Annotated in this window: 21 protein-coding genes; 11 read left to right on the top strand and 10 right to left on the bottom strand. The window is 64.8% G+C overall.

Annotated features, from left to right (window positions below; all coding sequences use genetic code 11):
• Positions 1-13 precede the first annotated feature (13 nt).
• Complete coding sequence (locus tag KW83_RS16265; protein WP_036181082.1) at positions 14-1903, bottom strand: relaxase/mobilization nuclease domain-containing protein; 1890 nt, start codon at positions 1901-1903, stop codon at positions 14-16.
• On the bottom strand, positions 1896-2432 hold the full coding sequence (locus KW83_RS16260; protein WP_036181073.1) for a helix-turn-helix domain-containing protein: 537 nt from the start codon (positions 2430-2432) through the stop codon (positions 1896-1898). The genes KW83_RS16265 and KW83_RS16260 overlap by 8 nt, the downstream gene beginning before the upstream one ends.
• Positions 2433-3188: 756 nt before the next feature.
• Between KW83_RS16260 and KW83_RS16255 the strand changes: the two genes are divergently transcribed.
• On the top strand, positions 3189-4007 hold the full coding sequence (locus KW83_RS16255; protein WP_036181071.1) for a nucleotide-binding protein: 819 nt from the start codon (positions 3189-3191) through the stop codon (positions 4005-4007).
• Between the two features lie 103 nt (positions 4008-4110).
• Positions 4111-4752, top strand: coding sequence for a hypothetical protein (locus KW83_RS20735; protein WP_152563628.1), 642 nt, complete (start codon positions 4111-4113; stop codon positions 4750-4752).
• On the opposite strand, the gene KW83_RS16245 is transcribed toward KW83_RS20735, so the two are convergent.
• Positions 4749-5165 carry a hypothetical protein gene (locus tag KW83_RS16245; RefSeq protein WP_036181068.1) on the bottom strand — a complete coding sequence of 139 codons (417 nt, stop codon included), beginning with the start codon at positions 5163-5165 and terminating at the stop codon, positions 4749-4751. The two genes, KW83_RS20735 and KW83_RS16245, sit on opposite strands and share 4 nt — an antisense overlap.
• A 416-nt stretch (positions 5166-5581) precedes the next feature.
• Between KW83_RS16245 and KW83_RS21025 the strand changes: the two genes are divergently transcribed.
• The gene (locus tag KW83_RS21025) at positions 5582-5743 is read left to right on the top strand and encodes a hypothetical protein (protein WP_161785520.1); all 162 of its coding nucleotides are present in this window, start codon (positions 5582-5584) and stop codon (positions 5741-5743) included.
• A gap of 20 nt (positions 5744-5763) precedes the next feature.
• Here KW83_RS21025 and KW83_RS20730 read toward each other — a convergent pair whose 3' ends face one another.
• The 3 genes from KW83_RS20730 to KW83_RS16230 form a co-directional block, all read right to left on the bottom strand.
• On the bottom strand, positions 5764-5991 hold the full coding sequence (locus tag KW83_RS20730; protein WP_152563627.1) for a hypothetical protein: 228 nt from the start codon (positions 5989-5991) through the stop codon (positions 5764-5766).
• A gap of 146 nt (positions 5992-6137) precedes the next feature.
• Positions 6138-6656 carry a hypothetical protein gene (locus KW83_RS16235; RefSeq protein WP_081904663.1) on the bottom strand — a complete coding sequence of 173 codons (519 nt, stop codon included), beginning with the start codon at positions 6654-6656 and terminating at the stop codon, positions 6138-6140.
• 163 nt (positions 6657-6819) lie between these two features.
• The gene (locus KW83_RS16230) at positions 6820-7731 is read right to left on the bottom strand and encodes an ArdC family protein (RefSeq protein ID WP_036181063.1); all 912 of its coding nucleotides are present in this window, start codon (positions 7729-7731) and stop codon (positions 6820-6822) included.
• Between the two features lie 571 nt (positions 7732-8302).
• Here KW83_RS16230 and KW83_RS16225 point away from each other — a divergent pair.
• From KW83_RS16225 to KW83_RS16195, 8 genes are all read left to right on the top strand, one after another.
• Entirely contained in the window at positions 8303-8995 is a 693-nt protein-coding gene (locus KW83_RS16225) for an SOS response-associated peptidase (RefSeq protein ID WP_036181061.1), read from the top strand.
• A gap of 75 nt (positions 8996-9070) precedes the next feature.
• A complete protein-coding gene (locus KW83_RS16220; RefSeq protein ID WP_152563626.1) occupies positions 9071-9532 on the top strand; it encodes a thermonuclease family protein in 462 nt (153 codons plus the stop codon).
• Positions 9526-9744: a BrnA antitoxin family protein gene (locus KW83_RS20135; protein ID WP_235191451.1), complete on the top strand. Its 219-nt coding sequence runs from the start codon at positions 9526-9528 to the stop codon at positions 9742-9744. Before KW83_RS16220 ends, KW83_RS20135 begins: the two co-directional genes overlap by 7 nt.
• Positions 9745-10248: 504 nt before the next feature.
• Positions 10249-10491, top strand: coding sequence for a hypothetical protein (locus tag KW83_RS16215; protein WP_036181059.1), 243 nt, complete (start codon positions 10249-10251; stop codon positions 10489-10491).
• Positions 10492-10502: 11 nt separating this feature from the next.
• Positions 10503-12287, top strand: a complete 1785-nt coding sequence (locus KW83_RS16210) for an L-lactate permease (protein ID WP_051928586.1) — start codon at positions 10503-10505, stop codon at positions 12285-12287.
• Positions 12284-13051 carry a (Fe-S)-binding protein gene (locus tag KW83_RS16205; RefSeq protein ID WP_036181057.1) on the top strand — a complete coding sequence of 256 codons (768 nt, stop codon included), beginning with the start codon at positions 12284-12286 and terminating at the stop codon, positions 13049-13051. The genes KW83_RS16210 and KW83_RS16205 overlap by 4 nt, the downstream gene beginning before the upstream one ends.
• Positions 13048-14475 carry a lactate utilization protein B gene (locus KW83_RS16200; RefSeq protein WP_036181055.1) on the top strand — a complete coding sequence of 476 codons (1428 nt, stop codon included), beginning with the start codon at positions 13048-13050 and terminating at the stop codon, positions 14473-14475. The genes KW83_RS16205 and KW83_RS16200 overlap by 4 nt, the downstream gene beginning before the upstream one ends.
• On the top strand, positions 14472-15119 hold the full coding sequence (locus KW83_RS16195; protein WP_036181053.1) for a LutC/YkgG family protein: 648 nt from the start codon (positions 14472-14474) through the stop codon (positions 15117-15119). The genes KW83_RS16200 and KW83_RS16195 overlap by 4 nt, the downstream gene beginning before the upstream one ends.
• Positions 15120-15711: 592 nt before the next feature.
• Here KW83_RS16195 and KW83_RS16190 read toward each other — a convergent pair.
• From KW83_RS16190 to KW83_RS21020, 4 genes are all read right to left on the bottom strand, one after another.
• Positions 15712-16365: a GNAT family N-acetyltransferase gene (locus KW83_RS16190; RefSeq protein WP_235191450.1), complete on the bottom strand. Its 654-nt coding sequence runs from the start codon at positions 16363-16365 to the stop codon at positions 15712-15714.
• Positions 16366-16524: 159 nt separating this feature from the next.
• The gene (locus tag KW83_RS16185; RefSeq protein WP_036181051.1) at positions 16525-17157 is read right to left on the bottom strand and encodes a tyrosine-type recombinase/integrase; all 633 of its coding nucleotides are present in this window, start codon (positions 17155-17157) and stop codon (positions 16525-16527) included.
• 311 nt (positions 17158-17468) lie between these two features.
• Complete coding sequence (locus tag KW83_RS16180; RefSeq protein WP_036181049.1) at positions 17469-18179, bottom strand: hypothetical protein; 711 nt, start codon at positions 18177-18179, stop codon at positions 17469-17471.
• Between the two features lie 3 nt (positions 18180-18182).
• A partial coding sequence (locus KW83_RS21020; protein ID WP_036181047.1) for a hypothetical protein occupies positions 18183-20283 on the bottom strand: 2101 nt, incomplete at its 5' end.

Below are 20283 nucleotides of genomic sequence, written 5' to 3'. Positions count from 1 at the left end.
CGGCTCCTTCGCCCTAGAAGTCGATCACGTGGTCCATGTCCTCGTCACGCCCCCTGCCCCGCTCGGCCCGATGGGCCGCGCGTTCATGGACACTCGCGAGATCACGATACCGTCCGACCGGTTCGCTGTCGCGCACGTCGAGGTCCTGGCCATCTTCGACGCGCCCCATGTTCCGCAGCTCCGATCCGACGGCGGCGCGTAGACCCGGATCGTTGATCTTCTCGATGAGCGGGTCCATTTCCCCTCGCCCCACCCGGTCCAGATCGCCGTCGCTCATGTCGGCGCGAACCTCCTTCGCCAGGCGGTCAAGCGCGGCGATATCGGACAGACGGTCGGTCCGCTCGGCCTCCATCAGCTCCTGCCGCGCCAAGTCCTCGAGAAGGTCGCGGCCGACGGGGATGGACGCGACGACCTTTTCTGCCTCGGCGCGCATCTCGCGTTCCATCTCGAGCCATTCGGCCCGGCGATCCGGATCGTCCGGGCGCCACTCATGGATCTGCGCTGCGCTCCGATCGGCGGCGGCGAAGCGCGCCGCCATCTCCTCGGCATTGGTGTCGCCCCACTCGAACCTGCTCTCGAACCGCTCGAAGGCGTCGGCGAGCCGGTCCCGGATGGCATCGAGCGCCGCATCGGCCTCGGCCGCGAAGCGTCCGTCACCTCGCGCGCGCTCCTGAAGAAGCGCAACCGGCGCGACGGCGTAGGGATCGACCTCCCTGCCCGGGCCCCGGGCGTGGGACTGGAAGAACGCGTCCTGCCCGATGAGCTGCGTGGTGGACCGTGCCTGGTCCGCGAACTGTCCTTCAAGCTCTACACGCTCCGGACCCGGCTCCATGTTCCGAATCTTCGTCCAGGCCATCTGCGCCTCGGAAATCAGCGCCTCGCGCGCGGCCGCGATCCTGCCCGCCGGGTCGATCGTGTCGGCGGGAATGTCGTTCACATCGGCAAAATCGGACACGATCGGTTCTCCTTTCAGAAGATGCGCGGCGGCCGCGCTGGCGCCCTGGAACAGGCGGGCCGCGAACCCGTCGCCTTCAGTGTCGTCCAGCATCGACGCGATCCCGGCCAGCGATCGGTAGTCGGCCGCGTAGGACCGAAGGGATGCCTCGCGCTGGATGCGCTGGACGAAGGACAGCGGCTCGACATAGGGCTCCCGTCCCTCTTGCAGCGCAGCCTGCACATCCGTCTCACGAGGCGCGTTCTCTATGAGCCCGCGCGACAGGCGGGGCGTCGCATTGAGCGCCAGACCGTGCTCGGACGCGATTTGCGCGTGCAGCTCGCGCATCATGTCGTAGTTGATCTCCGAATGACGGCTGATCGACAGGAACGCTTCATGATCCATGCCCACCTTGTCCACGACGAAATGCGCGTGGACGTGCTCGGTGTTGTGGTGCAGCGCGGCTACGTAACGGAACCGATCGGCGTAGAAGCCGCTCCCGAACACCTCCTGCCCCCATTCCCGCGCGATCTCCTCGGCCAGCCCGGCATCGGTGCCCTTCGGGAACGACAGGATGATGTGGTCGGTATGCCCACGCTTCGGCGCACCGACCCAGGATCCGGTCCAGTCCGCGACGACGCGCGCGATCCCGTCTTCCTCAAAGCTCCGCTCAATGCCGATCTGGTTCGACCAGGAGGCCGTCAGCGCCTCGTCGCGGAGGATATAGGACATCTGCCGGGTGAGCTCCTTGCGGCTGTGGCAGCCGCCGGCGGATACGCGCTTCACGACGCTCTGGGGCACCCGCGCGACGTTCTTGGTCAGCCCGACGGCCTTGTCTGCCCTGCCCCGACCGGCATCGGACTTTCTATATCGGGGCTTCGGGAACGCGCCCATCGAGCGATTGCGCCGGCCGATATCGGGCAGAACCTCTCCGATGACGGCCTGCTGGACTGTTCTCCAGTCAGGCATCGGCCCCCTCCCTTACGTCTTCAACGCGTCTGACGGCACCCCGCGCGCCGGCCGCCTTCACAACCTGGAGGTCTCTTGCCACGTCCTCGACCCGATCGAGAAGCCTGACGACAAGCTCGCCGTCGCGACGATTCCAGCGCAGCCGGCCCGCCCGCGCGAGCTGGAGCATCTGCACGAGGTTCCGCGCCAGCGCGTTCATTTGGTTCGAACTCTGACGCAGCGCGTCGATTTCCTCGCGGCGGAAGTCGGCAAGCCCGGCCGAAAGCCGCATCAACCGGCGAAGCATCTCCGATGCGGACATGTCTTCTGCGTCGAGCACGGCATCGAAGGCGTCGGCCTCCCGCTGCGAGACCCGAACCTGAAGGACGCGGCCGCGGGTGGTGCGATCCGTCGAGATCCCGCGCCGACGCAGCCGCGAGACCGTCGGCCTTGAACATCCGACGATGTCGGCGACCTCCGCGTCCTTCCGCCCCTCGGCGACCAGACGCAGGATGTCTTGCTTCGTCTTGAACGTGAAGCGTTTCGGCATGGTATGACCGGAAGTGACGAGCGTTCATAATATGTCATACAAAATACTGTTCCTGTCAACGTTCTTTCAGTCCGTTGTCGCTCCTTCGGAGAAGGATGGCGTGCGACAGCGAACAGACTGAAGGGACTCCACCAGCGCCCGGCGTGACCCGCTCGTGGGGCACTCGGATGCCGGGCGGCAAGTCTCGCCAGATGGCGAGGCGCGCAGACGGACCATAGGTCCGTCGGAGAGAATGCCCCTTCCGGCTCCTACGGAGGCCGGTGGAGGGCGCCATACATCTTCCTCACCCTTTCACGCCCAGAAACTTTCTGGGCCCTCCAGCGCCGTCGTTGCAAAGCCAACCCTACTAAACGGCCACGCGTCCATGATGACAACCTATCAACCATGCTACACGGACGTTGGGCCACACGGCCAATCGGCCATATTTCATATCGCAACTCGGGGCCACCCAGCATAGGCGGCCATCACGCCAACGCGCCAAATGCACTTTGTGACCATATCGAACATCGCGCCAAGCGAATATCTCACCAAGATGCCGAAGGGCCGACATGACAAGCGGCAAATGGGCCACGCGGCCATACGACCGAGAGCCCGGGCGGCCAAACTGCCTAGACCGCCGCACGGCCAACTAGATATCCTGCCATCACGTCAAGATGCCGGGCGGCCATTCAACTACGCGGCCATGAGAACAACCGGCCAACAATACGCTGCACCGATCGGCCAGACCCGCTCGGTGAGAAACGATGAGGATGAGCAATGATCGTAGTGACCGCGATGTCCACCAAGGGTGGATCAGGCAAGACGACGCTGATGATGGCGCTGGCCACGGGCCTTCTCGAGAGAGGGATGCGCGTGCACATCATGGATTTCGACAACGACAGCCAGATCGCGCTTTGGGAACAGAACTCGGACAGGTTCGCCTGGGACGAGACGGCCCCGCGCGTGTCTTGGCCCGACGCGCTGACGCTCTCTGTCGCGCCGGTGGCCATCGAGGATGTCTACTCCCAGTTGAACGAACTGGAGAGCAGGGGCGTCGATGTGGTCCTTCTCGACAACCGTCCCGGCAACCTCGAAGAGAACGAGGACGTGGTCCTGGCCGCGGACATCGTCCTGCTTCCGGTCCGCCCGGAGCACACGGACTATCAGATGGCGGAGCGCACGCTGCGATGGGCCGAAGCGACGGTGGCCACCCTCGAAGAAGGACAGCCCGCGCCGATCTTCCGGTGCGTCGTAACCCAGCTCTCGACGCCGTTCTACAACCTGCTGACGGCCGGAACGCCGGAGGAGATCGCACAGGCGACCGCCAAGGTCGCCAATGCCGACCGCGCGATGATCGACTTCCTGCGCCAACTGCCATGCCTTCCGACGCCGATCAGGGACACCAAGCAGCTCTTCCGGATTTCGGCGACGGGACCGCTCACGGTCGCGCGCGACACGTTTCTGAGCGGGCAGGGGACCGCCCGGCACGCGCATGTCTTCAAGGAGGACATCGAGATGTGCGCCGACCTTGCCGACGACGTGATGGATGCCGTGAAAGCCACAAACAAGGCAGCCGAGGAGATGGCCGATGCCTAGAGTCCCGCCTGCCCGGAAGAGCCCGACGCCACAGGACCCCGAGCATCCCACGAAAGAGAAGAAGAAGCGGGCGAAGCTCGCACCTGTCTCCCGGACAGGCCCCTTGCCGATCGCGACGCTAGTGGATCGAAACGACGTGGAGCCAGACACGCCGATCGCGCCGAAAGGCAGGCGTACCCAGGCGGCACCCGCATCCGAGCAAGAGCTTCCGGTTGAGACAATTTCGGAAGCGACGGTCGAGACATCATCCCCGGCCGTGGCGCCGCCTCGAACGGAGGTGGACGAGAGGGCAGGGGAGGCGATGACGCCTGCGCCGGCCGAACCTGAACCCGAAACACGGCAACCGCAGAGTCGGAAAGCGGCCGGGCCCCGCAAGCCACGCAGCATCCGCCTCTGGTTGACCCGGATGCAGGAGGCGCAGCTTCGCGAGCTGGCGAAGGAGCTCGACATTGACGTCGATTACCTGATCGACGGTCTCGCCACCCGCGCGCGGCATCGCCTCGCCGCCCTCCGCGATGCCTCCAAGTGGCGGGAGCTTTCCGGTGCCCTGATCGTGACGAGCCGCCGGACCGACGACGGCAGGCGGGCGAAGCACTCGTCGATCGCGCTGAGCGACGCCGAGTTGCGGGAGGCCACGGCCCCCATCCGTGATCCTCTCGGGGTGCTGTCCGACACGCTCGTCCTCAACGCCTATTTCGACGCGGCGTTCGCGGCGGAGACCGAGATCGTCCGCAACGATGCCTAGTCGCAGCGCAGTTCCGGCATGGGATCGGCCGTCACGGTGAAGCTGTCATCTTCGGTGACGACGGCGATCCGTCCGCCGGCCTGCGCCATCGCGATCAGATCCGACCATTCCTCCGCGTCGGCATCCTGCTGGGTGGCGATGCCTTCGCGGGTCGTGAACGCGGCCTGCTCGCCGGTCTCCGCGAGGAACACGACCTGCGTGACATCCCGGGCGACGGGCATTTCCACCACGAAATTGGCGTAGCTCTTGTCCGGGTTATAGGCGCGGTCCGGGTCGCAGACCAGGACGACGGCGCCGCCATCGCCCGTGATCGTGTAGGAGTCGAGACCGCGCTCGAGGTCATAGATCCACTCCGCCGCCGTTGCCGAGGCGGCGACAACGATCGCAACGGCGATGGCGGTAAGCCGGATCATGACAGGACACCTTCTCTTGATTGCAAACGATACGTCATGGCATTGCTGCTTGCGAGAAGAATATCGACGGTGAACGGCGCATGGCGCCGTTCGATGAGAAAAGACAGGCGATCGATCGCCTGACGACCCTTCTCCTTTATGGGTCCGCTGCCATCCCCCCGGCTCCGAGAAAAGGGGCAAGCGCCCGCGTGCCGCGGTCGGCTCTACCGGCCCCGTGTCCTCGGCTACGCCTGCGGGCCGCGCCAGGGCCGGCTCCGCCCCCTTGTCTCGCATCCGGGGAGCCGTCAGTCGGGCGTCGCCCTCCCTCCTTTGTCCGGTCCGATGCATGGGAGCATCGGCCGACCAAATCGGGCGGTCTTGCCATGGCGGACGGTCTGGGGCGGACGGCTGGTGTCGCGCCTCTCTTGGGAAGGGCGATGAATATGAGATGGTTCGGGATGCCGGTGGCGGCAGTCGTGGGAATGGTGGACGGCCGGTTCGTGGAGATCGCGACGGTCTATGAATGGTCGGACGGAACCCGAAGGATCGTTTGGCTGGATCGTGAGGCGGCACGCAGCGTCCGGTCCACCGCGCGCTGACGGCGAACGCCGATACCGGGCTATCGGAAGTTGGCTGGGCAGATACTCCGCAGCGCAGCGAGCCCGGCCGTGGCCGTCTCGGGGTCGATGGCCTGGAACGTCTCGATGGTCTCCGCCATGTTCCGCACCGCTTGTCGGGTCGCCGGGGACGCCGCCTCGTCGAGCGTGGCGAACAACTCGACCTGTCGCGTCATGATCGCGCGGCCGAGCGCCAGGTTCGCGGCGTTGGCCATGGTCATGTCCGTCATGGCCGCGACCATGGCGTTGCAATCGGCCTGGGAGACGTCGGCACTTTGCGCACGGGCGGAGGCGGGCGCGAGCGCGAGGCCGGCCGAGAAAGCGACGCAGGCGATGGCGGATAAGCAAGGGGGTCGCATCGGTATTGGTCCTCCCGTCACCGGCGGCGGCTCACCACACCGTCTTCGGTAATGGCGTCGAGTCGACGATCGGTCCGGCGCGACAGCCGCGCCCCGTCGCCGGTCACGACGATCTGAGCGTCCGGTGCGATGCGAATGAACGAGCCATCGGCCTCCATCCAGCTCGTATCGTCGGCGTTGCCGTCCACCTGCCGCCGGATCGAGCCGTCGCCCTGCACGGTGATCCAGACAGTCCCGACGAGGACCGAGACGCCATGATGGTCCGCCTGGATTCCGGTCCACCCGAGCGCCTCGTCGTCCCGGCGAAGGATGATCTTGTCCGGGTGCATCCTGATCTGGACGTCGCCGGCATCGCCGTCGCCGCGCAGGACGACGAAGGCCTCTTTCTGCCTCGGGTCGTCGGGCAGCCCGGCGCAGGCATCGTTCGGACGCCACAGGCGCGGCTCGTCGCGCTGGGTGCCATGCCGGTCCCGATGAAAGGCGATCAGGAGCTGGGCGGATTTCCATGCCGATCTGACGCGGGCGGGAATGGTCACGGCGATCACCTTTCGACGGCGTTTGCGTGTTCACAGCATAGCATCCGGCCCGTGTCCTTACCCAATGAAAACAGGGTTTTGAGAGAATTTCCGTCAATCCGGCCGGCGCTGAAAAGCCAGCCGGATCGTGTTCCCCGCCTTCGGGACGGATGACGCACCGCGCCTAGGCGGCCACTCCCTCGGCCTTCGCCTCGATGGTCTCGCCGCACCGCTCGGTGATGTAGTCCACCGCCTTCTGCGCTTCCCGCGCGGCCTTGAAGATCGCCTTCTTGTCGTTCTTCAAGGCGGCGAGCCAGCTTTCGACGTAAGCCGCGCTCTGGTCGATGGTCGGCTGAAGGCCGATGCTCGCGAAGAGCAGGCATTGGCCGATCTCCGCGACGAGCTCTTCGCGCGCCCGGTCTTCCTTGGTCGGGAACTTCTTGATCCGGTTTAGTCGCGGGCTCCCGCCGACATAATGGATCGCTTCATGCCCGAGGGTTTCGTAATAGCCCTGCGCCTCGTGGAAGGTAGCGATCGGCGGCATGTGAATCACGTCGCGGCCCGTGTGGTAGTAGGCTTGCGGCTCGTCGGTGGTCTCGATGGTCGCGCCCAGCTTCGCGAAATATGCCTCGATCTCGGCAATCGGCTTCGTCCCGAGGTCGGCCGCCGCCTCGCGCTCGCGGTAGTAGCTGTCGCGCAGACCGTCGATCTGGTCGGCGCAAAAGACGCGGTAGGCTTTGAGATAGGGGCGCTTCACCTCCTCGCCGGTCTCGTCCTCTTTCTCGATGGTCCCGTATTTGACGATCATGGTGGAGGTCTCGCCCTTGCGGACCTGCGCGCCCATCTCCTGAGCCTGCCGGTAGGTCATCCAGTAGGGCGAGACGTAGCCCTTTTCGCTCGCGGTGAGCCACAGCATCAGAACGTTGATGCCGCGATAACCTTCGCCACCATGCCGGAGGGGGAAGGGTGCGCCGCCACCTTGGCCGGTCCACGGGCAGCGCCACGGCGGGGTGCCCGCCTCGATGGCGGCGATGATCTTCGAGGTGATCTCGGCTTCGGGATCGAACTTCGCGGTGGTCTTCCTGCGGGTCGCCATGTCTGGCCCTCCTTCGTCGTGGTGCCCCGGCTCCGGTCTGGTGCCGAAAATCGGGGCGGGGGTTCTGGCGAGGTCCGCGAACGCGGCGCCTCTCCTGAAACCCTGCCTCCCGGCGAGGGCAGGAGGGGGGCCCGGGCAAGGCTGTCCGTAGGGGCGAAGGGGAGGGGGATCGCCCGGCGACGCAGCCCGACCGGAGGGAGGGACCGTCGTCGGGGACACCCCTTCGCCCCGTGAAGCGGACGGCCTTGCCCGGGGGAACCGGCGGTTCCCGATCGTCCCGCAGCGGCGTTCGGCTTGCCCGAACCCCAAGGGACCGGAAAGGACAGGATCGAAGATCCGACCCGCCCCAGCGATCGTCACCCGGACGGGCCGAGAGCCGGCGGCCGGAACGACCATGCGGGCCGCGCCCGGATCCGGCTCGGTCAGAGACGGGGCCGGGCGCTCTTCAGGCCGCAGGGAGGGCAGGGGGCCGGGGCTCGGGGAGGGCCGGACCCGGCCCGACTAGAGCGCGGTGCTGCCAGGCGATAGGCTGGCGGCAGGGGCCAGTCAGGTCCGATGTCGAGGCAGGCGCATGTGCAATCTCTTCGCGAACACGATGCCCCAGGAGGCAATGCGCCGGCTCTTCCAGGTCGACCCCGGCAACGACCGCCTCGGCAACGCCGAACCGCTTCCCGCGATATTTCCAAAAGGCAGAGCCCCGGCAGTCATTCTCGACGACGATGGGACGCGCACGCTCCAGAACACCCATCGGGGCTTCGTTCTCCCGCAGGTGTCGAAGAAGACCGGCAAGCCGATCCAGCCGAAGGCGGTGAACAACGCCCGGGACGACAAGCTGCGGACGTCGCGGTTCTGGAAGCCAAGCTTCAAGGAGCGCCGATGCCTCGTCCCGGCGACGAGCTTCTGCGAAGCGAAAGGCCGCAACCCCGCGACCTATGTCTGGTTCGGTCTGAAAGGCGACGAAGATCGGCCGCCCTTCGCCTTCGCCGGCATCTGGCAGAGGTTCCAAGGCGATTACGGCGGCGAGTACCGCGAGCTCGTGACCTCCTCGATCGTCACCACGACACCGAACGACCTCGTGCGCGATACCCACCCCGACCGGATGCCGGTCATTCTCCGGCCGGAGGATTACGATGGGTGGCTCGCTGGCAGCGCAGAGGCAGCGTTCGAGTTGATCGCGCCGTTCCCCGCCTCCGAGATGACGGTCCATCAACGGGGAGAGGACGTGAAATCGGATCGCGCCTGGTCGGAGGCATCGGCGGCGTAGGGTGGTGATCAACACCGGGCCCGCGGCCGCACGGCCGAGTATCGGAACCGCCTTCACGAAAAGGCAGGAGGCATCGTGCAGTATGCCCTGATCTGCACGTTGTGTTCGGAAGCCGGGAAGCCTGCACGTGGTCAATCGAAGATGTGGCTGAAACGGCCGATTGCCTTGGCGTGCCTGTGCCTGATGGTGTCCTGCGGGCCGGAGGGCGAGCGCATCGATCCAGCGTCGATCCGTGTCATCGACGGCGATACGATCGAGCTCTCAGGCGAGCGCTTGCGGCTCATCGGCTACGACACACCGGAGGCATCGGAACCGCGATGCATGGGTGAGAAACACAAGGCCCGGCGCGCCACGCGACGGCTCGAGGACTTCCTGGCGTCCGGCGAAGTCGTTCGGCTTGCCCGAACGGGCGAGCGCGACCGCTACGATCGCGGGCTGGCCCGGCTTTTCATCGGAGCCAGCGACGTCGCGGAGCTGATGGTGGATGAGGGATTGGCCCGGCCCTACGATGGTGGCCGCCGCCTGTCTTGGTGCTGAAAGCGCTGGAGTGCCCGACGTCACCGGAATGGTCGGATGCCCTGAATAAGACGCCGGTTCGCCCGGGGCGGCACACGTCACCGGCACCGAAAGTCTCGACGATGCTCCGCCTCGATCTGGACTTGGTCACGCATTTTAGGGCCTGCGGTCCTGGTTGGCAGACCCGCATCGACGCGACATTTCGGAAGGCTGCCGGCCTGCAGGATCGGTAGATCGCATAGAGGCCGATTATCGGACTACTCTGGCTGGTGATGGCCGCATCTCAGCGCAATAAAGGCTGACACCAGTCATTCGCTGCGGCCTGCCCGAGCGACAGGACTGCGGACTATACGGTCATCCGGCGATCAACCGATGCAGTTGCAGCATGAAGATCGAGGGGCTCGCAGATGCAGCGACAGAGGTTCTGCGCCGCCGCGCAGATCGCGAAAGCGGTCTTTCAAGGCTGCGCCAGACCGGGAAATCTAAACCCAACATTCGCTGCGGCTCGACGCAGCGCCGCCGATGCGGACTTTTCTGCCGTTCAGCCTACTGTCGGTTTAGAACCACTTGGCGGTTGGTCGGTTGACGTGGCGGCATTCGCCATGCACCTTATTGAACGAGAGCTTCGTCGTGGAAAATTGCGCATTAGTAGAAAAGCGCGCGCTCGATGAAATTCTCGGACGGTCCGGTCGGGTGAAACCGATTTTGAAGCTGTCCGAAGAACAGGGAGGAGCGTGATGCAGGGACAGTTCGAAGTCTCCGCAATCGATCTGTCGATTCTGATCGGCTACCGTATTCTGAGTCGGGTTCTAGCGCTCTGGCTCACCCGCGGCGGCGCCAAGGACACCGATGGCTTCTTCCTCGGCGGACGCAATTTCATCTGGCCGATGATCGGCTTCTCGCTCTTCGCGACCAACATGTCGGGGCCGCTGCCCAATTCGAGGTTGACGCAATTCCGGCGCGCGCCTCGCGCCCGATGAGGGAGGAAGACATGCCAGGCCCAATCACGTTCCTGCTGGCGCTGCTGCCGATCGCGACGGTGTTCGTGCTGTTGGTCGTGCTCGCGCGATCGGCCAAGTTCTCGATGCTCGTCGCCTATGTCGTCACCGCGCTGACCGCGCTGCTGATCTGGGGCACGGAGCCGGCCAAGGTGCTGGGCGCCACGGTCAACGGCGTGGTCACGGCCACCAGCTTGCTCTACATCGTCTTCGGCGCGATCCTGATGCTCTACACGCTTGAGGAAAGCGGCGGCATCCGGTCCATTCGCAGCGGATTCACCCGCATCTCCCCCGACCGCCGCGTGCAGGCGATCATCATCGCCTGGCTCTTTGGCTCGCTGATCGAGGGCGCGTCAGGCTTCGGCACCCCGGCGGCGATCGCGGCACCGCTTTTGGTGGCGATCGGTTTCCCGGCCATGGCAGCGGTCATGGTGTCGCTGATTATTCAAAGCACGCCGGTGTCCTTCGGCGCGGTCGGCACCCCGATCCTCGTTGGCGTCCAGACCGGCCTGTCGGGGCAAGATCTCGTCGAATCCACGATCGGGATACCGTTCTTCGAGTATCTGCTGGGCATAGCGACCAAGGTCGCCATGATCCACGGCCTGATCGGGTTCCTGATCCCGCTCATCATGGTCGGCATGTTGACCCGCTTCTTCGGCGCGAACCGGTCCTTCTCCGAGGGCTTTCGGGTCTGGAAGTTCGCGCTCTTTGCGGGCCTCGCCTTCACGGTGCCCTACTATCTCGTCGCGTGGCTGCTGGGTCCGGAATTTCCCTCGCTGGTCGGCGGCATCATCGGACTGGCGATCGTCATACCGGCGACGCAGCGCGGTTTTTTCATGCCGAAGGATTCCTTCGCCTTTCCGGTCCGCGACGAGTGGGATCCGGGCTGGATCGGCAAGCTCGACGATCTGGAGGACCACCATCGCGACTCGCCCAACATGGCGCTGCTGAAAGCCTGGGCGCCCTATATATTCGTGGTCGTGCTGCTTGTCCTGACCCGGACCATTGCGCCGGTGAAGGCCTGGCTGACCTCGCCCGCGGCCACCATCGCCTTTGAGGATCTGTTCGGCTCGGGCATCACGTCGAGAGTCCAGATCCTCTACCTGCCGGGCACCGTCCTGATCCTCGCCTCGCTCTTCACCTTCTTCCTGCACAGGATGTCGATGAGGGATTACGGGCAGGCGCTGAAATCGTCGGGATCGACGATGATCGCCGCCGCCCCGGCGCTTCTGCTTGCGGTGCCGATGGTGCAGGTCTTCCTGAACTCCGCCTCGGAGCGCCTGGCCAGCATGCCGATCGTCCTCGCCGAGGGCATGTCGGCGGCCGCCGGAGAGGCCTGGCCGCTCTTCGCGCCGCTGATCGGGGCGATGGGGGCGTTCATCGCCGGGTCGAACACGATCTCGAACATGATGTTCTCGCTGTTCCAGTTCTCGACGGCCGAGCAGATCGGACTGGGTTCGGCGGGCGCCGCGATCGTCGTCGCCGCACAGGCGGTCGGCGGCGCTGCCGGCAACATGATCTGCGTCCACAATGTCGTCGCGGCATCGGCCACTGTCGGCCTTGTGGACCGTGAAGGCGAGATCATACGCAAAGTCCTGATCCCGCTCGGCTATTACGTCGTTCAGGGCGGTCTGATCGCGACGGCGCTGATCGCCGGCGGGTTCAATCTGTGGTGGATCGCAGCGATCGTCTGGGCGGCCGGCGTGCTCACCGTCATGGCGATGAGCGGCGGCCGGGCGGGCGGCAAGGCGAAGCACACGCAGGCGGCGGGATCATGACCCGGGCAACCCGTCCCCGCGTCGGCCTCTTCGTCACCTGCCTGGTCGATGCGATGCGGCCCGAGATCGGCTTTGCCGCCATACGGCTTCTGGAAGATGCCGGGTGCGACGTGGAGGTACCGACGCGGCAGACATGCTGCGGGCAGCCCGCCTATAACAGCGGTGACGACGCGAGCACGGCGGCGGTGGCCCGGCAGGTGATCGCGGCGTTCGAGCCGTTCGACCATCTGATCGTGCCCTCGGGATCCTGTGCGGGAACGATCCGGCACGGCTACCCCGCCCTGCTCGCCTCGGATGCCGACTGGGGGCCACGAGCCGCCCGCCTTGCCGAAAAGACGCACGAGATCATGAGCTATCTGGTCGATATCCGCGATTATACACCGGGCGGGCTGCGGCTGGAGGGGAGCGCCACCTATCACGACAGCTGCGCCGGTCTGCGGGAGCTTGGCATCCACGAGCAGCCCCGCCGCCTTCTGGCGGCGGTCGACGGCCTGGAGATGCGACCGCTTGACGGTGAGAATGTCTGCTGCGGCTTCGGCGGGACGTTCTGCGTCAAGTATCCCGCGATCTCGGACGCAATCGTCGGCGAAAAGGCCGATACCGTCGAGCGGAGCGGCGCCGACATGCTGCTTGCGGGCGATCTCGGATGCCTGATGAACATGGCGGGCAAGCTCAACCGGCGCGGATCGAAGGTGCGCTGTTTCCACACCATCGAAATCCTTGCGGGTGGCGGGAACGGACCGGCCATCGGAGAAAAACCATGAACGCCACGACCCGGCCCGGCTTCAAGGCCCGCAGCGACGCCGCCCTCGCGAACCCCACATTGAAGACCGCCATCGACCGCACCACCGGCACCGCCGAGCGCAAGCGCGCCGCCGCGCTGGCCGGGTTTGCCGAATATGAGCCGGCGCGATCCCGCGGCAGCGCGATCAAGGACCATGTGATTGCCAATCTCGATCACTACCTCGAGATGTTCGAGCGCAACGCCACCGCATCGGGCGCCGAGGTCCATTGGGCAGCCACCGATTCCGAGGCCTGCGACATCGTCATCCGCCTCTGCCGGGAGGCCGGCGCGAAGCGCGTCACCCGCTCGAAATCCATGCTGGGCGAGGAGATCGGCCTGCCCGACGCGCTCGGCTCGGCCGGGATCGAGCGGGTCGAGACCGACCTTGCCGAACACATCATCCAGCTGGCCGGCGAGCATCCCTCGCATATTATCTGGCCGGCGATGCACCGCACTCGCGAACAGGTGGCCGAACTCTTCAACGCCGACCACAAGCCGCCCCCGGCCGATGACGAGGCGGCCTCCATGGTTCAGAGTGCGCGCCATGTGCTGCGCGGGAAGTTCCTGAGCGCGGATGTCGGTATTTCCGGCGCCAATTTCCTGATCGCCGACACGGGCGCAACCTGCACCGTCACCAACGAAGGCAATGCCGAGCTGACGACGACACCCCCGCGCGTCCATATCGTGACCGCGGGCATCGAGAAGCTGGTCCCAAGCACGTCGCACGCCATGGCGCTGCTCCGGCTTCTGGTGCGCTCCGCCACCGGGGGCGAGTTGACCCAATACACCACGTTTCACTGCGGCCCGAAGCGTCCCGGCGACGCCGACGGCCCCGAGAAGATGCATATCGTCCTGGTGGATAACGGCCGATCGGAGATGATCGCAAACGAGTTCCGCGACATGCTGCGCTGCATCCGGTGCGGCGCCTGCATGAACCACTGCGTTGTCTACCGGCAGATCGGCGGCCACGCCTACGGCGGCACCTATCCGGGCCCGATGGGCGCCGTACTCACCCCGGTCCTCGACGGGCTGGCACAGTCTCGCGACCTGCCCTTCGCCTGCACCATGAACGGGCGCTGCGCCGAGGTCTGTCCGGTCGAGATCCCGCTTCCCACGCTGCTGCGTGCCTGGCGGGGCCGAAGCTGGCGCGCGGGGCTGGAGGGCGCGACGATGCGTGCTGGCCTTGCGGCCTGGGCGGGCCTTGCCCGTCGGCCGGGTCTCTACCGAATGGCCAGCGGGATCGGCGTGCGCGCATTGCGCCTGCTCGGTCGCAGCGGGTGGATCGGATCTCTGCCTTTCGCCGGTGGCTGGACCCGGCACCGCGACCTGCCCGGTCCTACCGGGGGCACCTTCATGGAGCGCTACAAGGCCGAACGCGGCAAGCGATCGGAGGATCGACGATGAGGACGCGCGACAGCATTCTGTCGGCCATACGCACGGGCCTTGGCGGAAGTCGAAACGACCCGGCCGCGATCGCCGCGGAGGCCGCGGAACTTCTTGCCGCGCCCGAGACGATCCGCCCGCCTCTGGTTGCCGCGACGCCGGTCGACGCGTTCTGCGAAAAGTCCGAGGCGCTCGGGACCACGCTGGACCGGATCGGGAGCATCGATGAGGTTCCCGCTTCGATCGGACGCTATGTCGAGAGCCATGGGCTGTCGACGGAGATCGCCGTCGAGTCCGCCGCGCTGTTCCGCGATATGGACTGGGGAGAGATCCGACCGCGCCTTGCCGTGGCGCCGGATGCGCCCGCCGCCGTCGGGCTCGCTCGCCACGGCATCGCCGAGAGCGGATCGCTCGTCATTCACTCCTGCAAGGAGACGCGGATCCTGCTCGCATTCCTGCCACTTCATCACATCGTCGTCCTGCGCGCGGCCAGCATCGTTTCCCATCTGGAAGATTACGCCGCCCTGCTTGTGGGACACGAAACCTCGCCCCGCAATGCCGTCCTCATCACCGGTCCCAGCGGGACGACCGACATCGAGGGAAGCTACGTCCGCGGGGCGCATGGTCCCGGGTTCGTGCACGTGATTCTTGTCTTTGATGCATGAAACGTTGGTCGGCCACTGAACGCAGATACTACCGGCCAGCAGTGGCAAGCGAGCGGAGATCGGGAGCGCGGTTTGCATGAAATTGAAACCGGTCGCTTGCCAATACCGACCGAACGCCCGGTTCGTCCCGCGGTGCAGTCGCTGCTCCTGAGGAATTCGCTGCGCGGCGCTCGAACGACCGGATTTACAGCTGCGATGCGGCATGAAGATCTGCCGCACCGCGACAGGTGTTCTTCTGCGAGCGCGCGCAGCGAGCATTTGACACTTCTGCAATGGGCTCGGCCGGTACCTTCGCCGCAGGCGTCACCAGCGGCCGCTTCAGCGCTGACGGCCCTTCGCTGCACCTGCCACCGACAGACGCAAGGCGGACTTTCCGGTTGTTCGCCAGCCAAACGATGCAACTGCAGCATGAAGATGGAGAGGGTTGCGACCGCAGCAAGCGGAGTTCTGCGCCGCGGCAAAGATCACGGAAGCAGTCGTTGAATGTTGTGCCGGGCCGGGAAATCTAAACCCACCATTCGCTGCGCTTCTACCCAGCGCCGCCGATGCGGACAAAGCCGACCTTACCCCAGTCGGGACGGTCGCTACACAATCAGATTTGCAGAGCTTTCCGCTGATGTCCTTTGGTATCAAAATTGTCGGGCGACAGCCAAGTTTCGTAAATGGGCTTCATGCGCTGCCAGTCACCGTCCGTCATCGCGAACCAAGCGGTGTCACGGTTTGCGTTCTTCACGACCATGTGCTGGCGAAACACTCCTTCTGGATGAAAGCCGAAGCGCTCGGCCGAGCGCTTCGAAGGGTCATTCAGGTCATTGCACTTCCATTCGAAGCGACGATACCCAAGGCCGAAAATGTAATCTGCGAATAGAAATAGAGCTTCGGTCGCCATCCGGGTCCGTTGCATAGCCGGGCCCCACATGATGTTACCGATCTCGGCGACACCGTTGGCCCGGTCGATCCGCATCAAGGCCTGCCGTCCCTCCGTGCGCCCGCTTGCCTTGTCTATTACGGCAAAGAACATAGGATCGGTCGACGCTGCAGCATTGTCGAGCCACGCGTCGAACTCCATGCGGCTCTGAGGACTCTCGGGAAGCCAGCGAAATCGGTCTTCCAATCCGGGTGCCGAAGCTGCGGCGAACAATGTATCGGCATGGGCAAACCCAAGAGGTTCGAGCCGCACGTAACGCCCCTCCAGCGCAATGTGCGCGGGTTGCGGGCGGACGGTCCAATCTACCAATTCGATCACAGAATGCGCTCTCTTCTGATCAGTGTTCGAAACTGGTAACACCACCCGCTAGAGGGTGATACCGCTCTCGGGCCAGTTTGGGCTCAATCCCGTCGCCGGTCCACATCTCGCGCGCGTCCGGTCCTGGGAGGCGAACGGCAGGGCCGTTCGCCCCGGCGTTCAGATATCGACGCCCTCGGCGATGCTCAGGGCATCTTCAAGCTCGACGCCCAGATATCGCACCGTGCTGTCGACCTTCGTATGGCCAAGCAGGAGCTGGACCGCGCGCAGGTTGCCGGTCTTGCGATAGATCTGCGCGGCCTTGGTCCGCCTCAGCGAATGGGTGCCGTAGCCGCTCGGCTCGAGCCCGATCGCCGTCACCCAGTCTCGGACGAGGCGCGCGTACTGGCGGGTCGATACGTGCGGTCTGTCGTGGAAGCGGCTCGGGAACAGGAAGGCACAGCCGATCATCTCTGGCCGCGCCACCCAGGCCGAGATCGAAGCACGGGTGTTTTCCGTGACTTCGAACTGAACTGGACGCTGCGTCTTGCTCTGGATCACTGTGACGCGCTCGCGGACGCGGTCGCCGACGATCAGGTCGGCGACTTTCAGCCGGACAAGATCACAGCCGCGCAGCTTGCTGTCGATCGCGAGGTTGAAGAGCGCCAAATCGCGTAGATTGCCGGAGAGCTCGAGGCGGGCTCGGATCGCCCAAACCTGCTTAGGCAGCAAGGGGCGCTTTTGCCCGACGAGCCTACCGCGGTTCCAGGGGCGGCGCTTCGACTTGACGGCGGGGAGTTGGATTCTGGACATGAGGTTTCCTCCATCCATCCCTCCCCGCCCAAACGTCGACACCATGCGACCCGTCGAGTTTACCCGCAGTCGCGAACGACCGGTCAGGAATCCCAGACGCAGGGCGCACTCGCCGCAAGGCGGCAGGCGGCTTTGAGCCCTATTCACCTGATGCTACACGATGCACGAATGACGGCTTAAAGGGAATACTCTGCTGTGGCAGCACTGTGCTCGAATAAGTTTGGACCTGCCCAACTGTATGCTTCGAAATCCAGAAGGGAGGCCGTTGAAACGGCTGACATGGTCCAAAAGATCCTCCCATACGGCGCAACCTAAGGACGCATGCCATCGAAAGGAAGTCCGAGATAGGCACGAAGAGTGCACAATAGTCTAACGAGATCCAGCAGATCCTCCATCAGCGCCTCGCGCTTCGCATGATCGCGCAGGAGCCGCTTGCCTTCGGGGGTCAGATCGCGATGCACGCGACCGGCTCTCTCGCGGCGACTTGTTACCACTCCTGGATTGGCGTGCTCAAACTCGCGCAGCAGGTCCTCAGACAAAAGGTCCTCGATCTCATGATCAAGGCCCTCAAAGGGTCGATTGTCCCGCAGTGTGTTGTTCCTCAAGGCCTGCCAGTCAGATGTTCGAACGGTAGGCATCACCGGATGCAGGAGAAAGACGTCTCGGTAGGGCTTGATCCGAAAATCTAGCTGACAGACCAGATCCATCTGCTTTCGTCCGGCGTGGTCGTCGTCGAACAAGCCAACAATGCGGCGTTCCCCCATCCGATTCTCGAAGTCTCTGCGGGCGAGGTTGTGGCAAGTCGTCAGCTCACGAGTGACACCCTGCACCCCGCCATCGTCCTTCAATCCGGCTGCGAATACGGCGAACCCGTCGCCGAAGAGGTCATGTCCGCTCTCGCGCTGCCAAGCCTCCTTGGCCAACTGGAGATAGGCGACGTCGGTCGTACCCTCGACGAGGACGTTAGCCGTGCCCGGTGTCCATTTTTTGTCCGCGGCGTATCGCTCGAACTGCCCAGCCATGGATCAGCGCGCCGTAAGGGGGCGAAGCAGCGGGCCGTTGTGGCCGAAGGAGACGCGTCCGGTCATCATTGCGCCTGGCTTAAGCGCCCTATCCTCGATCTCGCCCGGACGATAGGGTATCCGCTCGTTAGCAAGCTCCGCGACGTTCGCGAAGCCCCTTACGCCATCGCTGCCCGATGCGACCCGGGCCCGTACCTCTCGCGGTTGTCCCGTCGCCGGGTCCACTAGCCAATGGAGATGACTAGGCACCTCGACGAAATGGGCCCCCTGCCGCCAGAGCCGTCTGAGGCCGGAGAAACGTCGGGCGGCTTCATGATGTCGGCCGTTCTGATGCTCAAGGATGGCGAGCTCGAGACGAAGCTGCGGTGTCAATACCGTGTTCGTACCGTCGAGCATCTGCAGCAACTCGAGCTGAATGGCGAGGTCCTTGGGACGGTCCAGTCGCGTGAGGACGTAACGCAGACGAACGGCTTGGGGATTGGTGCGCAGTAACCCATTTCCCAGCCGTTCAGCAGCCTCGATCCTGTTGGGCCGGGGGAAATCCTCCAACGTCATCCCCATTCGGTGAGGCATGTTCCGCGTTAGGGCAGAAATTGCTTGGACGATCGCTTCTCCAGGGTCCCGGGGCTCAGTATCGGGCAAGGTCCGCGTAGTGCGGATCATGAGGTCGAACGCCCGATCAGCGAGCGCGGAAAGCGCGTTGCGCCTAGCGCTGGCGGTCTCGCGAGCCATGGTGCCATAGACGATACCCAGCACTTCGAGCGCGACGCTCGCCGCGCCGTCGGGATCATTCTCCGCCCCCTCGAGCCGGTCCCTGGCATAGAGTTCGATAACGAAGGAGTTGTCCGGATCGAGGGCATAAGCCCTCCCCGTCGCGCGATGAGCTTTGATACGGAGTTCGGCGACGACGTCCGGAGCCGCGCCGCGAGCCGTCTCGACTTCGGCAAGGTCGTGATAGGCGTGAGCAAGGGAGTTGAAGAGATTGAGGTCGGTCTCGCCGCCAGGCTCAGCCTCAATGGAAAGTGCCCGTTCGATGTCTACCGCCGCCCTCGTCAGGAGCGTGGCGCGCTCCTCTATATCCACGGGGAAGAGACCCTCGTCCTTCGCGATCCTCCGACGTGAAATAGCGCTGTGATGGAGGAAGGTCCGGCTCGTCAGACGGACGGTCTCCGGCATTGCATCCAGGGCGGCGAGCGCAGCGCGCCACTCTTGAGCGAACTGTGAATAGCCCTGTCCCGGATCTATCTTGAACACGCTGGTGGCAAAGGCTTCTGCCAAGGGCCTGAGGTCAGGATGAGCGATCCGGGGGTCGACCGCGATCTGGGATAGCACCTCGAGCCTAAGACTGTCTGGGTCCTGCATGCCGCCCAGGCCCATCGCCTCGACCGTAGTCGCGTCGTGGAACAGCTCGATCAGTAGGTATCGTCCCATCTCAGCGTGGATCATCGCCCAATGGCTAATTGTGCCGTCCCGCTGCCGGGTAACGCCAAGGGCTCCAATGACCGATTGCAAGTCGCCGAGCTTGTCGCGTGTGGGAAAGTCTGACGACGGGGGCAAGAGCGTCTCCGGAAGTAGCCTCCGAACGCTGCTCATCGCCGCGATATCGACGATCGCTCGCCGGCAGGTTTCGTCTGCGACACCTTCTGTGAAGCGGGCGTAGAGCCATCCCTGCAGGGTCTCGTTCATGTCGACCTGACGCCGCAGCCAGAAGGCCAGGGCGATCCAGAACACGGACCGCCCCAGACCTGGCGCTACGAGCGACGTCTCCAGGAAGCTCTGCCACTCGTGATCCGACCGAGCCGAGCCCTTCGGTCGGAGAAACCTGTTGAGATGCCTCCCTAGAGCAAGCGCGTCACTCTGTTCGATCTCATGTGACAGGGTGCAAAGCTCGATGAGCCGCCGCTCGGAGTGAACGGCAAGTGGGAGGAGCGCGTCCGTGACCAGAAGGATGCAGACTCGCCGTCCGGCCGCGGCGATCTGAGAAGCAAACGTGCTGATGTCGCGTTCGTAACCGTCCCAGTGGGACCGGTCGAACACGATGAGCCATGGCACCTCGTAGAGCTTGGAGTCGTCCCCCAATTCGGCCTCATCAATGGCCTTGAGG

Source organism: Palleronia rufa, assembly GCF_000743715.1.
GTDB lineage: Bacteria > Pseudomonadota > Alphaproteobacteria > Rhodobacterales > Rhodobacteraceae > Palleronia > Palleronia rufa.
The sequence above is the reverse complement of the archived record's forward strand: the minus strand, read 5'-3'. Positions and strand labels throughout refer to the sequence as shown.